At 61.4% G+C, this 14825-nt stretch carries 12 protein-coding genes and 2 pseudogenes; 10 read left to right on the top strand and 4 right to left on the bottom strand.

The genetic code is table 11. From position 1 onward, the window contains the following. Positions 1 to 47: 47 nt before the first annotated feature. The gene (locus tag B0G71_RS26320; protein ID WP_116145391.1) at positions 48 to 2444 is read right to left on the bottom strand and encodes a phosphoketolase; all 2397 of its coding nucleotides are present in this window, start codon (positions 2442 to 2444) and stop codon (positions 48 to 50) included. A gap of 34 nt (positions 2445 to 2478) precedes the next feature. On the opposite strand from B0G71_RS26320, the gene B0G71_RS41030 reads away from it, so the two are divergent. After that, entirely contained in the window at positions 2479 to 2862 is a 384-nt protein-coding gene (locus B0G71_RS41030; protein ID WP_147308709.1) for a hypothetical protein, read from the top strand. An 84-nt stretch (positions 2863 to 2946) separates the two neighbouring features. Here the strand turns inward: B0G71_RS41030 and B0G71_RS26325 are convergent, their stop codons facing one another. Then, positions 2947 to 3345 carry a hypothetical protein gene (locus tag B0G71_RS26325; protein WP_116145393.1) on the bottom strand — a complete coding sequence of 133 codons (399 nt, stop codon included), beginning with the start codon at positions 3343 to 3345 and terminating at the stop codon, positions 2947 to 2949. A gap of 1523 nt (positions 3346 to 4868) precedes the next feature. On the opposite strand from B0G71_RS26325, the gene B0G71_RS26340 reads away from it, so the two are divergent. The 3 genes and pseudogenes from B0G71_RS26340 to B0G71_RS42100 form a co-directional block, all read left to right on the top strand. After that, on the top strand, positions 4869 to 5186 hold the full coding sequence (locus B0G71_RS26340; protein WP_181916827.1) for a potassium channel family protein: 318 nt from the start codon (positions 4869 to 4871) through the stop codon (positions 5184 to 5186). A 51-nt stretch (positions 5187 to 5237) separates the two neighbouring features. Then, positions 5238 to 6341: a calcium/proton exchanger gene (cax, locus tag B0G71_RS26345; RefSeq protein WP_116145397.1), complete on the top strand. Its 1104-nt coding sequence runs from the start codon at positions 5238 to 5240 to the stop codon at positions 6339 to 6341. Between the two features lie 99 nt (positions 6342 to 6440). Next, a pseudogene (locus tag B0G71_RS42100) lies at positions 6441 to 6599 on the top strand (IS630 family transposase); the annotation flags it as partial. 15 nt (positions 6600 to 6614) lie between these two features. Here the strand turns inward: B0G71_RS42100 and B0G71_RS42535 are convergent. Beyond that, a pseudogene (locus B0G71_RS42535) lies at positions 6615 to 6899 on the bottom strand (hypothetical protein); the annotation flags it as partial. A gap of 114 nt (positions 6900 to 7013) precedes the next feature. On the opposite strand from B0G71_RS42535, the gene B0G71_RS26355 reads away from it, so the two are divergent. After that, complete coding sequence (locus B0G71_RS26355; RefSeq protein ID WP_116145401.1) at positions 7014 to 7526, top strand: universal stress protein; 513 nt, start codon at positions 7014 to 7016, stop codon at positions 7524 to 7526. 98 nt (positions 7527 to 7624) lie between these two features. On the opposite strand, the gene B0G71_RS26360 is transcribed toward B0G71_RS26355, so the two are convergent. After that, positions 7625 to 9310, bottom strand: a complete 1686-nt coding sequence (locus B0G71_RS26360) for a hypothetical protein (protein WP_147308710.1) — start codon at positions 9308 to 9310, stop codon at positions 7625 to 7627. A gap of 654 nt (positions 9311 to 9964) precedes the next feature. Between B0G71_RS26360 and B0G71_RS26365 the strand changes: the two genes are divergently transcribed. The 5 genes from B0G71_RS26365 (at position 9965) to B0G71_RS41480 (ending at position 14801) form a co-directional block, all read left to right on the top strand. After that, positions 9965 to 10657, top strand: a complete 693-nt coding sequence (locus tag B0G71_RS26365; RefSeq protein WP_147308711.1) for a glycoside hydrolase family 25 protein — start codon at positions 9965 to 9967, stop codon at positions 10655 to 10657. 7 nt (positions 10658 to 10664) lie between these two features. Then, positions 10665 to 11117 (top strand): hypothetical protein, encoded by a 453-nt coding sequence (locus tag B0G71_RS26370; RefSeq protein WP_116145407.1) that lies wholly within the window; start codon positions 10665 to 10667, stop codon positions 11115 to 11117. Positions 11118 to 11335: 218 nt separating this feature from the next. Next, entirely contained in the window at positions 11336 to 13159 is a 1824-nt protein-coding gene (locus B0G71_RS26375) for a hypothetical protein (protein WP_116145409.1), read from the top strand. After that, positions 13156 to 13857, top strand: coding sequence for a hypothetical protein (locus B0G71_RS26380; protein WP_116145411.1), 702 nt, complete (start codon positions 13156 to 13158; stop codon positions 13855 to 13857). Before B0G71_RS26375 ends, B0G71_RS26380 begins: the two co-directional genes overlap by 4 nt. Then, positions 13857 to 14801, top strand: coding sequence for a peptidoglycan-binding protein (locus B0G71_RS41480; RefSeq protein WP_181916829.1), 945 nt, complete (start codon positions 13857 to 13859; stop codon positions 14799 to 14801). The genes B0G71_RS26380 and B0G71_RS41480 overlap by 1 nt, the downstream gene beginning before the upstream one ends. Positions 14802 to 14825: the final 24 nt, after the last annotated feature.

Here is a 14825-nt window from a genome sequence, read left to right on the forward strand (position 1 = left end):
ATTCAGGCCATGCGAGCGCGAGATGCACGGCGCAGACGACGAACCGGTCAATACGGCCACACCCATTCGGAAATCTCCGGGCTATCGGTGCCGTGCTCGTGCGCGTAATTCATGTTGAGGATAATTGCATTCCTCATGTCGTCTCGCAGATGCGCGGTTCTGCCCTGCAAGCGCGGCACGCGGTCGAGCACGTCGAGCACGAGGTTGAAACGGTCCACCTTGTTGAGAATCGCGAGTTCGAGCGGCGTATTGATGTTGCCTTTCTCCGTGTAGCCGCGAACGTGCAGATTCTCGTGATTGCGAAAACGATATGCGAGCTTGTGAATCAGCCACGGGTAGCCGTGAAAATTGAAAATCACGGGCTTGTCGACCGTAAACAGGCTGTCGAACTCGCGCTCGGTAGAGCCGTGCGGATGCTCTGTCACCGGCTGCATCCTGAACAGATCGACCACGTTCACGAAGCGCAGTCGCAGTTCGGGCAGACGCTCGCGCAAAATAGCCGTCGCCGCGAGTGCTTCCTGCGTGGCGACGTCTCCGCATGAAGCCATCACCGCATCGGGCTCCACATCTTCGTCATTGCTCGCGCGCCGCCATACGCCCATGCCCTTCGCGCAATGGACGACCGCTTCGTCGATGGTCGTAAATTGCAGATGCTTCTGCTTGTCCGCGACGATTACATTGATGCAATCGGTCGAGCGCAGGCATTGATCCGCCACGACGAGCAGCGTATTGGCGTCAGGCGGTAAATAGACGCGCGTGACCGACGGGCTCTTGTTGGTCACGAGATCGATGAACCCGGGGTCCTGATGCGAGAAGCCGTTATGATCCTGACGCCATACCGTCGAAGAAAGCAGAATGTTCTCCGAGGCCACGGAAGCGCGCCACGGCACATGATTCTTGCACACGTCGAGCCACTTCGCGTGCTGGTTGAACATCGAGTCCACCACGTGCGCGAACGCTTCGTAAGTGTGAAAGAAGCCATGACGGCCGGACAGCAGATAGCCTTCGAGCCAGCCCATCAACGTGTGTTCCGAGAGCATCTCCATCACGCGGCCGTCGCGCGCGAGTTCGCCGCCGTCGTCGTCCTCGGGCAGCATGTCGGCCATCCACACTTTCTTGCTGACCTCGTAAATGGACTGCAAACGGTTGGATGCGGTCTCGTCAGGGCCAAAGACGCGAAACGTGTCCATGTTGCAGCGCATCGTGTCGCGCAGGAACTGGCCGAGCGGCTGGGTGTTCTCGCGCAACACCTTGCCGGCGTGCGTGACCTCAACCGCGTAGTCGCGGAAATCCGGCAGCTTCAACTCGCGGCGCAGTACGCCGCCGTTCGCATGCGGATTGGCGCTCATGCGGCGTGACCCTTGCGGCGCAAGCTCGCGCAGTTCGGCGAGCAACTGGCCGTTGTCGTCGAACAACTCTTCGCCCTTGTAGCTGCGCAGCCAGCTTTCCAGCAGTTCGAGATTCGCGGGGTTGCCGCGCACATCGGAAAACGGCACCTGATGCGAGCGCCACGAGCCCTCGACCTTGTGGCCGTTGATTTCCTTCGGTCCCGTCCAGCCCTTCGGCGAGCGCAGGATGATCATCGGCCAGCGCGGGCGCTCGGTGTTGCTGTTTGCGCGCGCTCTTTCGTGAATCGCGCGGATTTCGCCGATGACCGTATCGAGCGTGCTGGCCATCTTCTGATGCATCTCCGACGGGTCCGATCCCTCGACGAAGTACGGCGTATAACCGTATCCCTCGAATAGTGCCGCCAGTTCTTCATGGCTGATGCGCGAGAGGATCGTCGGATTGGCGATCTTATAGCCGTTCAGGTTCAGGATCGGCAGTACGGTGCCATCGCGCGCGGGATTGATGAACTTGTTCGAATGCCACGCGGTAGCAAGCGGACCTGTCTCGGCCTCGCCATCGCCGACTACGCAGGCCACGATCAGATCGGGGTTGTCGAGTGAGGCGCCATAAGCATGCGAGAGGCTGTAACCGAGTTCACCACCTTCGTGAATCGAGCCGGGTGTTTCGGGCGTCACATGCGAGCCAATATGCCCCGGAAACGAGAACTGCTTGAAGAATTTCCGCATGCCTTCGGCGTCTTCGCTTTTGTCCGGATACACCTCCGAGTAGGTGCCTTCCAGATAGGCGGGGCCCAGTACGCCCGGCGCACCGTGTCCGGGGCCGGCCATGAAGATCACGTCGAGATCGTCGCGCTTGATCACGCGATTCAAATGGGCCCAGACAAACGACAGCGCGGGGCTTGCGCCCCAGTGTCCGAGCAGACGGTGCTTTACATGGTCGACTGTCAGGGGTTCACGCAAAAGCGGGTTGTCCCTGAGATAAATCATCCCGACCGAAAGATAATTGCAGGCCCGCCACCAGGCGTCGATGCGCCCAAGTTCGTCGCTGGAAAGCGTGGAGGGATACGAAGCGTCCGATGCGCCATCGTTGCTCATGCTGACGTCTCCTGTCCATGCGCCTCGATCTGAGATGAACGAAAAAGCGTTGGGCGCTGCGGCGGCGCTGTCGCTTTGTCGGGCCGTTTCGCGCCTGACGGCCCGTTGCATGGAGTTCGGGAAAGAAGCCCGAAAGAACTCTGAAAAAAAGCATATGTTACTGAACGCAGATTGCAAGCTACGGCGCATTTCTGGCGCGCGACGGCGGTCTTTACTGTTTGGCCTGTTACGCTTTTCAAGTTTCTGTTTTATCCGCTTAGCGAAGCCCGCCACAGCATTTCCCGAACAAGTACAAACTTCCGCGCTCTCTTGGCGCACGTCGAAATCAGAGGGAAGGCATGAGGTAGTGGCCGTCGAGCACGAGCTTTACGGCCGCGTCCGCCTGAGTTTCCTCGACGGGCAGCCGATAGCGGCGTAATAGACGCGTCTTGTCACTACCCGCGTCTGCTGAGCCCGCTCTCGGTTTCCCGCTGCGGATGCCCGCGGTCGCAAGGCTCGCGCCTCAGTGGTGAACGGGCCGCATCGATGATCCCATTGGCCGAATTACCGCGGCCGCTCGCGCCTGGATTCTCGCCGCAGACGAAGTCGTTTTATGTGGACTGGCTGCGCAGTCGTATCCGTTCATTTGCTCATCGATGACAAAGTCTGCGACTCTCATCGCGTCCATCGAGTTACCGTCGACGTCGTACCACTGACGAGTCGCGCGATTAACTTTGGTTAGTGCGTCGACAGCAAGTAGTACGGCGTCAGTCTCGGTGATCTTGCCTTCAAGATCATCCGCCAGGTAATCCGCAACACGTAGAGCCGCATTGATTAGATTGCTGTCGTCAATCAGGTCCGTCAATACCGCATAAACCACTGCGAGGCAGGCATTTTTGCGTGCAAGTGCGATATCTGTCATGAGGTTCTCCAGAGCCGAGGTGACTGGTTAGCGAACTTTGGCGGCCGCGTCGTAGAACAAGGCGAGCGCTACGCAGCCGTCACTACGACGACTACGGCAACGGCGATATCAGGTGCAAACACAATTTACTCCGAGTTTTCCCATGTGCATATCGAATGCGCCCCCGGCGAGGCCGCCACAGCATTTGTGGCGCTATAGGGCACTTTATAGTGCAAACGGAGCGACTCCCATCATGAATTTTTCTCTGGTTGCCGCTTCGCCCATTTTCGTTGCAGTGCTTTCAAGCCCGTCCGTCCGGGCTCCAAACAATTCCGCGGCCTGTGCACCGGCGGCTGCAGAGCATCCCGACGAAATCTTGAGGATGCGCCAACAGGTGGCCGCAGCCAATCGTGGGTACAGCGAGCAGGTAGCCGCCGCTAAAAAATTTTCGATGAAAAAAGGCGGCGGCCAAAAAAGAGCGCACTGCTGCCACAGCGGCTTTCCGCAGCGACCCCCAAAGCGCTACCGTGCGCTACGCCCTAGTATGCAAGTGCGGTCAGCCGTGCTGCCATCGAGGCCGCCCACGGCATCCAATCACAAAACGGCTCATCCGGGTGCTGCGCGCCCGAAAGCGCCAGTTCCACAGCGTCGCAAAACGAGGTCGCCCGGCTAGCAAGAGCGAGGAGACGCTGACGTTGACCAGCAGGATGCACCTCGTTCGAGATGCCTTGCTCGACCCGCAACGTTGACTATCCTTGGCTTAAGTTCGATGAACCTCAGCGGGAACAGATCCTCGACAAAGTATGCGACGTCGGAACTCGGCTTGTGGTGATGTTTCGCTGCGGCGATCGGCAAGGAATTGTCGACGATTCCGGAATGATTCTTCGGTCGACAAATGCTCGCGCAATCGGTCGAAGCCTTTGGTGAACGGCTAACTCTGCGACTGCCAGTAGCATGCCGTTCCGGCGCTCCTGCTGACCCCCGCGCGAACAAAGCTGTCTGTCTAGTGCCCGCGGTTCGACCGCCACTGGGCAAGCATAGGACGAAGGCCCTATGCCGTCATCCACCTGGTGACACCTATAATCCGACAAGGCTACTACGCCGATTCTCGCAAGTTAAAACTCATTGGATAACCAGTGAGCTGGGTGTCAGCGTGCCGCGTCCTGAAGACGAGGTCGTGAGTTGCGTGCCAGCGTAGGTAGCTGATACAGCCGGTGGCCGTCCCAGATCCTGACTGTATCGAAAGCGTGAACGACAAAATATTCTCTACCTCGCGGTGGTGCACTCGTATTCTCACCTCCCTTGGGAAAGGAAACATGTTGCGAAGACCCGGTGATCGGGTGGGTTTTAACCAGCGTGTTGCGGGTGCGTATGCGGTGAACTGGCAGGCCATTTATTCGATGGTCTGCCGGAACTAGATCGTTCAGATCGATCGACTTTCCAGGAGGAGCATCCGCTCATTCATGTGCGGCTGCGCATGATGCTCATGCAAGCCCGATAACCCGTTCATTGATCCGCTTTTTGCACTCCAGTCGGGAGAAGACATGGATCGCCGCACCACGCGACGGAGATTCCTTCAAGGCATGCTCTTTGGCCTGCGGTTGGTGTGGCCCGTCATGTCAGCCGTGCTCGTGCTGTTCGTCGGGCTCGGCATCATTGTCGGCCTGCGCGAAGGCTGGTCTGTCCAGGAATCGATTTACTTCTCGTTTGTCACCGGCCTGACAATCGGCTACGGAGACCTCGCACCCAAGACCCTTCTCGGGCGCGTGCTCGCCATCCTCATCGGCATGTGCGGCATCATCCTGACGGCGCTGGTCGCTGCCGTCGCCGTCAAGGCAATTACGGCCGCAACCGATGAGTGACACCAGGGGCACCGCGATCAATCGCTGGTGCACCGAAACCGGAGTGAAGCAATGACGCTGCTATGGCACGAAATCCGCAGGAGTCCGCTGCTCTGGCTGCTGGTGTTCGTGCCCACAGTGCTCGCTGCGGAGCACCTGTTCCATGCGCATGGGCAGGTGCTGTTCATCCTGGCCGTGCTGGCTATCATTCCACTCGCGGGCCTGCTAAGCCATGCCACCGAGTCGGTCGCTGCCAAGACCGGCGACGCCGTCGGCGGCCTGCTCAACGCGACACTGGGCAACCTCACCGAACTGGTGATTGCGCTGACCGCCCTTGGCGCGGGGCAGTATATGCTGGTGAAGGCATCGATTGCTGGTGCCATCGTCACCAACACCTTGTTCATGCTCGGCGCTTCCCTGCTTCTGGGCGGCATGCGCTATCACACGCAGGATTTCAACGCGGCTAGCGCCAGGCTCCAGGCGGGCCAGTTGTTCCTGGCCACGATCGCGCTGCTCGTGCCCTCGCTGGCTTCTGGCACGGGCGAGGCGCCGGGGCAGGCGTTCGTGCAGCAACTCAGTGTATGCCTCGCAATCGTGCTCATCGTAACCTATGCCCTGGGCCTGGTTTTCTCGCTGAAGACCCATAGGGAGTTCTTCGGTTCGGTCAGGCATGGCGACGTAAAGGGCGAGGAGGACGGCGAGTCTTGGCCGCTGAGGCTGGCGATCTGCATCCTGGGCGCCGTCACGGTGCTCGTGGGGCTGGTCAGCGAGATCTTCGTGGCGTCGGTGCAGGAAGCTGCGGTGGCTATGGGCATGACCGACACCTTCGTCGGTTTCGTCGTCGTGGCACTGGTAGGGGCCGCCGCCGAGATGACCGCGGCCTTCTCCGGCGCCCGCAAGAACCGCCTGGACTTGAGTGTCGGCATCGCGCTAGGCAGCGCTACCCAGATCGCACTGTTCGTGGCACCCGTGCTCGTACTCGCCAGCTACTTTCTCGGCCCGGCGCCCATGACCCTGCAGTTCTGGCCGGGCGCCGTCGCGATGATGTTTCTTGCCACGCTCACCGTCTCGCTCGTGTGCAATGGCGGGCGCAGCGCATGGTTCCTGGGGGTGCTGGTCACTGCGGTCTATCTCACGTTTGCGACGACGCTGTACCTTCTGCCGCCGATACTCTAACGAACGCTATCGGAATACTTTACGGCTGCGCCGTAACCGGCTACGCAGCCACGTTTCGCTCGCCGCGGCGGCGCAGCTGTCCGACTCTGGCAGTCACGGGAGCAGCGCCATACGCATGTCGAGTCGCTGAAGTTCCTGCGCAAGATCGACCGCAAGACGCCCAGGGACAAGACGCTGCATCTGATCGCCGACAACTGCGCCACGCACAAGCACCCCGCGGTGCAGCAGTGGCTGGCGTGCTTCCTGCATGCGCACATGCTTCTGATACTGCAACGGACTCATCGCCGTGACTGCGCGGAAATGGCGATTGAACGAGGGAACGCTCATGTGCACAGTCGCTGCGAGCGTCTCCGACGAGCACGGTTCGTCGAAGTGGCTGCGCATCCGGCGCACGGCAAGCTGCCCGATTTCGATGTCGACGCCTTCAGCGTCGCATCGGAACGGGGAAGTCTCCTCACATTCTGAATTGTCCCGATCTCCCATGCGTGCCCGCCTCCGCGACGCAAAACCGGCCCATGTCGACCAAGGGTAATGGCCCCAGCGTCTGCGCGAATCCATGCGCGGCCTCCGGGCCGAAGCGGGTCGCTGTTTTTTTCGAATCTACCTCTGCTCATTCAGCGCTCATTCTGCATGGTCAAGATAGCTCATCTGACCAGTTAAGAGGCACCCAGAATGTTCACGAAGATACTCGTCGCAATCAGTGCAAGTCCCGCAGATACCATCCTCGCGTCCGCCATTGAGGCCGCTCGAAAGTACGACGCCCAAATCGTCGCGCTCCACGTAGTCGACCTGACGCCCTGTTTGATTGGCGCCGCCGACTGTTACGTCGACCTGATCGTCGAGTCAATGGAGGAACATGGCCGCCAGGTGATCACACGTGCCAGGGACGTGCTGGACGGTCAGGCGCGTTCAGCCGAAGTCCGCATGATGACGTTGCCGCTTACCAGAATGACGATCGGGCGCGCGATCGCTTCCGTTGCCGAAGAGACGGCGGCTGACCTGATTCTTCTCGGTGAACGGAATACGTCCTGGTGGAACTGGTTGAACGAAGACGTGGCGGCGGAGGTTGCACGCTGTTCCGGCAGGCCAGTCCAGATCGCGGCACGACCGCGCGCCGAACGCTACACCGCCTCGCTCGACAAGTCGCAAAGGTCGATACCGTTCCTGGCTTCCGTCAACAAGTGATCAGGCGTCGGGCCCTCGCGAGTGAAATCGACGCGAGCCCGATCGATATCCACATACGGCCGCATACGAGCTGTCCGCGTTTGCTCATTCGGAATCGATTACGTGAACTTCGGCTTCTCGACCTGTTCCGCAAACGCAGCGCCGCTCAACGGCAGGCCTGAATAAGTCACCGTCGCCGTGGCGCTGCGCTCCTCGGTTGCAACGGGACCGCTGCCCGCCTGTCGCGAAGGAAAAATCACATCGACCAACCGGTCCACGAAATAAAAGAACTTATCCGATGCATATCCGGCCACGAACGCAACTCCCAGCGGCGAAATGTTCTTGCCGCCCTGAACGAGATCGCTGAATAGCCCGATCGCTATCCCGACAATGATGGCGCACGTGACATGCGAGCGGTTCCCCACCTTCGAGTACTCAGGATGAAACCGGCTCGTCTCACACTCGATCTTTATCTTCCTCAGGATCGCCGCGCATGCGCCCAGCCACGCATAAACCACGGGAAGGACAAAGCCGGTCAGCGCGCCGACAAAGGAAAGGATGATCTCGCGCCCATACAGCGCCATTGCCCGGATATCCTGATAGGCAGCGATCTTGATGAATCCGTCTTTTATCACACCCTCCGGATGGAGTGAAAAGTCATTGTCCTTGTCTTTGTCCTTGCCCTCGTTGACGACCGGTTGCAGCATCGGCACCTTGATTTCCAGACTGTCGCGAATCCGTTTCTGGTCACAGATCCAATCCGATGCTACGGGAGACGAAGCCGCGTTGACCGGAACGAGTACCGCTTTCGGCGCGGTTTCGGGACAATCCGGATCACGATCCGTATACCGGTTGGTCACGGATAGATTCAGCACCCGTCCGATCAGCCGGATGCGATGGACGTCGTTGAATAGCTGCCTGTTGTTGGTCGCGAATTGTTGCAGATTCTCTTTGATCTGCAACGCGGGCTGCGAGTTGCTCAACGCATACAATTCGTTGCTCGCCTTCTCTATCGCGTCGATCACCTCGGGCGTAGCGTTGCCCGATTCGAAAGTCTCCTGATAGGCGGATCCCAGCAGCGCGCGAAGTTCACGGTCGGTCTTCTGCTTCGACACCACAATGTTCTCGCCGTAGCTCACCAGTTGATTGTGCAGCGCCATCGAGCCCGCGTCATTGAGCTGAACGGTATGCAGCACGTCGTCAGACACCTGATTGACCGTGAAAAGCAGGCACGAGAGCGAAACGACAGCGAAGGTCAGCACCACGGCGGACCACGTGTAGATCCGGATCGCCCGACGCGCGCCGCGTCTCGCTTCGCCGCCCGCCGTTTCCGCGACTACCGGTAGTGTGCTGCTCGCCAGGCGATCCACGGCCGGGTAGAAAGCCGACTCGACATCCGCGTCCCAAGTCCCCTGCTTCTGTGCGGCTCGCGCTCGCGAGAAAACCGCGATGTCGGCGGGCGTGAGGTTATGCCCGGAAAAAGCGGCGTACGACGCAAGTTCATCAGCGCGGCGCAAGTCTTCGGCAACTTGCGCATTGGGATATCGCACCTGCTTCACGAGCCGCATCAGCGTTCGGTCGAGCGCGATTTCAAGAGCTTCCGAACCGGTGAAATGCCATACGGCGTGACGCGCGCGTCTGACGACTGCCATGTCCGCGGGGTCGATCTCGATACCGCCTTCGAATGCCTGCGCGATCAACCGCTCGGCCTCGGAAATCTTCGCTTTGAGCGCGCGCCGCAGTAACCAGCATTGACGCGTCGCATCGCCACGCGCCTGTCCGACCTTCTCATCGTCGCTCATCATGTCCTCCGCCGCGGCCGGCAGGCCAGCTGTGCCCCGAGGTTATGCGGTCCCTGCACTCTCCAGATCGACGCTTCGGTCTTGCGGAGGCGAAACTGTGGCGGGATAGTACTGGAGAAGATCGGACACGCAAGCATGGCGAAACCCTTCCCACCGCGAGCAGGTCAAGCGCATTGATTGGACGAACGATGTATCGGGCATTTGAACAGGAATGGAAAATGGTCCCGTATTTATGCATATACAGATAAACGATCGACTGTATCTGCTTTCGACAGTATGGACTCCTAGTATTAGCGACCACGCTAGACCACGTACAAAACGTCTCAAACCAATCGTCCATATGATCGCCGTTCCCGGCCAATTTGAGCTGGCGGAAAAAGAATGTGAGGTAGCACACACAGCGTTGAAGTTTCGTGTTTCAGACCTTTACGCAGCGCTTATTGTTTTCTTGCAGGTACCAGACTCAACGCAACGTGCGGCAATCGGAACGCTTCCTGAAACTCGAGCGCCCCGCCTCTGGTCGCAACGTTGAATCCAACACTCCGCGTGTGATCGGCGCATTGACGTGATGCGCGAGACCCTCAATCGCTTGCAGGAAACGGCTCGTCTATCGAGCCGCGATGCCTGTGAGCGCTCCCGAACCGGGACTCGATATCGTTGCCGATCGATGTCAGGTCTATCGACGCGCGTCGCATTTCGAAACCAGTCAATCGAGCGAGGCAACTTATGCCAACCGGTTCGAACGTTGTCGTCGATATATCCCACCACAACGCCAACGTCGACTTCTCCGCGCTAAAAGCGGCAGGAATAGTCGGCGTCATTCACAAAGCGACACAGGGCGTAACGGGGGTGGATCCGACGTATGCCAGTCATCGCGCAAGCGCACAGCAGCAAGGGCTGCTCTGGGGCGCCTATCATTTCGGCACGGACAGCGACGGGGTGCAGCAAGCCGTTAGCTTCCTCAACGCTGTCGGCGATGTATCCAACACCCTGATCGCGCTCGATTTCGAATCGAACCCGACGGGACCGAGCATGAGCCTCGAGGAAGCACGCGCCTTTGTCACGCACGTCGCGTCAGCGACTGGCCGATACCCGGGATTCTATTCGGGCCACGATATCAAGCAGCTACTCGGAACAGGCACCGACACGGTGCTATCCAACTGCTGGTTCTGGCTGGCGCAGTACGGACCGACCGCCGTGGTGCCGGCGAACTGGACCCGCTGGACGCTGTGGCAATACACCGACGGCGCACTTGGGCCGCCGCCTACGGAAATACCAGGCGTTGGCCGGTTCGACCGCGACATCTTTAACGGCAACGAGGACGAACTGCGCTCCTTCTGGGGCACATGAGCATCCTATGCACGGGTACGCTCAGCCGCCGATTGTTCGCGTGGTGCTGTGGACACTGCTCACTTGCCTGACCGGTGCCTGCGCGGACCACACGCCGGCCGGTAACGGTTGTCCGTCGACTTGCGGGCCAGCGGTTCGATCTGTTCCGCTCGAAATCACGGTGCCCGTCGGCGCGAGCGCCGACGCTATCGCGGTCAGCGGCCAGCTCCGTCACAACGCGGGTAGCGTCGGCTATGCCTTCTCCGCTCGCTCAGGCATGCGTCTGGAATGGTCGTTCTCAGGGCCGCCCGCGCATATGGTGCTGACCTATCCGGATGGCGACTCGGACGGCCCGTTTCTGCCGCCCGTCATTACGCTGCCTGGTTCCGGACGATATGTACTGGCTCTGTCCGCCGACACGATGGCTGAAGGTGCAGACGGTCCGTTTCGCCTGACGTTGCGGCTATTACCGCCGGATTGATTCAGCGAGTGCTCAGATAGAACCGCAACGTTCCAATGTGCAATCCAAACCTCGACCTTCTGAACAACGCGCGTTATCAGACGCAACGGCCAGATCAGGAACATCTGCCGTTTGTTCTTCCGCCCTTGATCGGGCTGCCGCAGGGTCGCGGTCGGACTTATCGTCCCCGGAATGCATCAGCCCGGATGGCGGTTCGTCCCGTCCTTGGGAGTCATGCCATGTCGATCTTCTGGCGGGCACTTTGCCTGCTGCTCACCGTCCTTGCGCTGGGGACGGCTAAACCCTGCGCCGCACAGAGTGCGACCGGCGCCAGCGCCGTGGAAGCCGCGTCGCCGCCGCTCGTGTTCGATCGCAAGCTGTTGCTGGGCATGCTCGGCGCGTCGAATGTGCCTGGTCACGACGATCAGGTTCAGCTCACTCGCGAGCAGGCCATGCGTCTTCTAGGCGGCACTTCCGACGCCCAGCGCAACCGCGTGATGTTCACGCTCATCATCGCCAGCTTTTCGTTCGTCGCGCTGAGCCTCATCATCATGTTGCTCGTGGTCGGACTCGTGCGATGGTCGTTCTGGAGACGGGCATCGCTGGAAGGGCCGCATAAATGGCGCACCTATCTGCTGCAGTTGCCGCTCGGCGCTCCGGAAGGCAGTGTGCGGGCGCTTCTTTCACTCTTCGTCGTGGTGTTCGGCTTTCTCGTGATTGCGATGCAAGGCTATCTCAGCCTCGGCAATACGGAAGCGATCGCGGGTTTTGTCGGCGCGGTGATCACGTTTTACTTCACCTCGCGCAACAGCGAACAAGCGCGCAAAGCGATTCTCCAGGCGCACGCGGCCGCCGACGCCACCGCCACCAACGTCGCCAACGTCATTCAGACGGCAGCCGACGCCGCCACGACCGCGCAGCGGGAAAACTCCGACCGGATGACCGCCGTCACGAAGTCGGCGTTCGATAAATCGGCGGAGACCGCGACGATCGCCCTGCGCACCATCGCGGATACCGCGGCGGGCGCGACTGGCGCCGGCGCCGCGGACGCCGCACCGAACGCGCAGTCGCAGCTGTCTTCACTGCGTGACCGTCTGACTGCGATACAACAGGTCGCGCGCGGTGTCAGCGATCTCGGACTCGGCGGCGAGACGCTGCCGGCTGCGGCGGCAACCGTCGCCACCGTGAGTGATCTGCTCGGCAAGATTCAACCGCTTCTGAGCGGCAAAGCGGATGCGGCGAGCGTCACCGGCGTGTTGCAGGAAGCCGGCGCCAGCTTGCCCGCGCTCGAAGCGGCCGGACTGCCGGGGGCGCTGGCGGAGTCGATCGAAGTACTGCGCACGGCGGCCTCGCCGATCCTTGCCGGCTTGCCGGGCGGACCGGTCGGAATCGTCGGCGGCGTGCTCATTGCCGGCATACGGCTCGCTGGGCGTCAACGCGACCTGAACACGTTCAAGGCCGCCTTGCTGAGCAAACCCTTCGATCCTGTCCTCCTGCCGGACGCGCCGGACGAAGCCCAGGCTGCCGCGGCCTTTGCCATTTCGCCGCTGATGCAGGCGCACTTCCCGAACGCCGACCCGCCCGCTCGCCTCGCCCTGATGGCGCTCGCCACACGCAAGAATGAGGACGGCACACGCCGCAACGCCGCGGACATCGCGCAACCCTGCGCGGACGACATCGCGAACCGGACCGCCAACGTGCTGCCGGCGCGCGGGCCCGACACGGAGTTCACGTCGGTTGCGGAACTCACCCACGCTTTCGACGAATACCTCGGCTCGCTCGTGCATCTCAACGCAAAGCAGGCGCTTCCCGCCGACGCCACCCTTACGGCCGGCACAGCCGACGCCGCGCCGCAACCGGGCCTGCAGACGCTCGCCGATGCGGCGCGTCAACTTCTGCCTGATCCGAAGGCCGCCGCGCAACTGGAGCGCCTCGTCTATCTCGGCGAAGCGCTCGGCAAACTGCCGATCGACAAGCAGCAGGCAGTCAACCTCGTCACGGATGCGTTGAGCGTGGCCGCACAGTCCGCACTGGTCCTGACCAGGACCGAGGAATCGCCATGATCACGAAAGCGCTGGCGCGCGGCGCGGCGTTGGTCGCGATCGCGGGTTGCACGACGGGCACGGTGCCGTTCGTCACCGATCCGTCCGTCACTCAGTTGCAACGCATGAAACAGGCATCGGATAACGCCAGGACAACCGGCAGTCGCGCGCCGTTGCGCGCAATGGCCGCGGAACAGATCAACTGCGAGCGCCGCAGCGATACGCTTTGCGAAGAGCTGTACGGCTATCGGGCCAGCGCCTGTGCGCAATTGACGAACACCGGCGACGCGGCGCAGGATGCGGCGTCGCGTCAGTGTGCGGTATCCGACTACGAACGGGCGATCACCCTGCTCCCCGATCCGCCCGCCGACCGGGACCGCACGAAACTGCTGGCCGGTCTTGCCGATGCGCTGAAGACGATGCGCTCGCAACCCGCGCCCGGAAGCGATGCCGCGGCGCTCACGCAGCGTTTCGACGACACCGTGGCAAAGCTGCAAGCGCAGCCCGACGGCAAGACCTACGCACGCTACTTTCGGGCGGACGAGCAGGCGGTGCAAGCCATGAATGGCCGCGTGCCGCCCGCCGAAATGTGCCCTGCATTGCGCAATGCGCGCAGCCAACTGACACCCGACCCCGGCGCGAACACCGACCTGTCGAAACGGATGGAAACGCTGGCGAACTCCATCGATAACTTCTCTGCCGCAAAAGGATGCCCGTGATGCCAACTTTCATGCGAAACCTCTGGCTGACCTCGCCGATGATGCGCGGCGCCGACGTAGCCCAGGCGCAGGCGCAACTCGTCAAGCTGGGCAGCAAGCTCGTCAGCGACGGCTTGTTCGGCCGCGCAACCAGCGACGCCGTGGTCGATTTTCAGACGCACAACCGCGCGCTCGTCGCCGATGGCGTGCTCGGCCGCCAGACCTGGGCGATGCTGTTCGGTGAGACCGCACCGGTGCTGCCCGACCGCACCGCAAGCGATATTCTGAGCGCCGACCAGCTGACGCGGCTCACGCAGCCGCACCGCTATTTCTCGTCGAGCGAGCTGTGGCGGCTCAGCCGTGACGGTGTCACCCTGCAGAACGAGGCCAATGCAAGTTGCACGGATGCGGACCACGCGCAGGCACTGAAGGTCTTCACCGAACAGAAGGAGGCGCTCGCCACGATCCTCAGCAAAGTCGCCGTGCCGATCGAACTGGTGATCGCGTGCATCTGCGCGGAGAGCGGCGGCCGCGTGAAAGCGGAGCGGCGCGAACCCGGCTGCAGCAAGGTGGACCCGGCGCTCACACCCGGGCGCGTGTCCGTGGGTCTGATGCAGACGCTGCTCGGCACGGCGCGCGATGCGCTGCGCCGCCCGGCACTGGCTCCCGACGACCTGTGCGATCCGCTTATCTCCATCGAAGCCGGCGCGACTTATATCTGGCGGCAGGCGCGTCTGACCGGTTTCGATCCGCCGCTCGTCGCGGCGGCTTACAACGCGGGCGGGCTGCGCTTTAACGACAGCCCGACGAATCGCTGGAAGCTCGTTCAATATCCGATCGGTACGTCCGCGCATGTGGACCGTTTCGTCGGCGCGTTCAATGCCGCCATGCGTCTGGACGATATCGCCACGCTCAACGCGTCGCTTGGCAACCGGCTGCCGAGTTTGCGCAACCTGCTGCCGTGAGCGACGCCGCCGGGCCCTCCGACT

Source organism: Paraburkholderia sp. BL27I4N3 (genome assembly GCF_003386115.1).
Classification (GTDB): Bacteria; Pseudomonadota; Gammaproteobacteria; order Burkholderiales; family Burkholderiaceae; genus Paraburkholderia.

Excerpts from the sequence above, each read along its gene's own strand:
- B0G71_RS26320 (WP_116145391.1), bottom strand. The coding sequence starts at position 2,444 with ATGAGCAACGATGGCGCATCGGACGCTTCGTATCCCTCCACGCTTTCC.
- cax (WP_116145397.1), top strand. The coding sequence starts at position 5,238 with ATGACGCTGCTATGGCACGAAATCCGCAGGAGTCCGCTGCTCTGGCTG.
- B0G71_RS26360 (WP_147308710.1), bottom strand. The coding sequence starts at position 9,310 with ATGATGAGCGACGATGAGAAGGTCGGACAGGCGCGTGGCGATGCGACG.
- B0G71_RS26380 (WP_116145411.1), top strand. The coding sequence starts at position 13,156 with ATGATCACGAAAGCGCTGGCGCGCGGCGCGGCGTTGGTCGCGATCGCG.
- B0G71_RS41480 (WP_181916829.1), top strand. The coding sequence starts at position 13,857 with ATGCCAACTTTCATGCGAAACCTCTGGCTGACCTCGCCGATGATGCGC.
- B0G71_RS26370 (WP_116145407.1), top strand. The coding sequence starts at position 10,665 with ATGCACGGGTACGCTCAGCCGCCGATTGTTCGCGTGGTGCTGTGGACA.
- B0G71_RS26355 (WP_116145401.1), top strand. The coding sequence starts at position 7,014 with ATGTTCACGAAGATACTCGTCGCAATCAGTGCAAGTCCCGCAGATACC.
- B0G71_RS26375 (WP_116145409.1), top strand. The coding sequence starts at position 11,336 with ATGTCGATCTTCTGGCGGGCACTTTGCCTGCTGCTCACCGTCCTTGCG.
- B0G71_RS26325 (WP_116145393.1), bottom strand. The coding sequence starts at position 3,345 with ATGACAGATATCGCACTTGCACGCAAAAATGCCTGCCTCGCAGTGGTT.
- B0G71_RS26340 (WP_181916827.1), top strand. The coding sequence starts at position 4,869 with ATGGATCGCCGCACCACGCGACGGAGATTCCTTCAAGGCATGCTCTTT.
- B0G71_RS41030 (WP_147308709.1), top strand. The coding sequence starts at position 2,479 with ATGAACGAAAAAGCGTTGGGCGCTGCGGCGGCGCTGTCGCTTTGTCGG.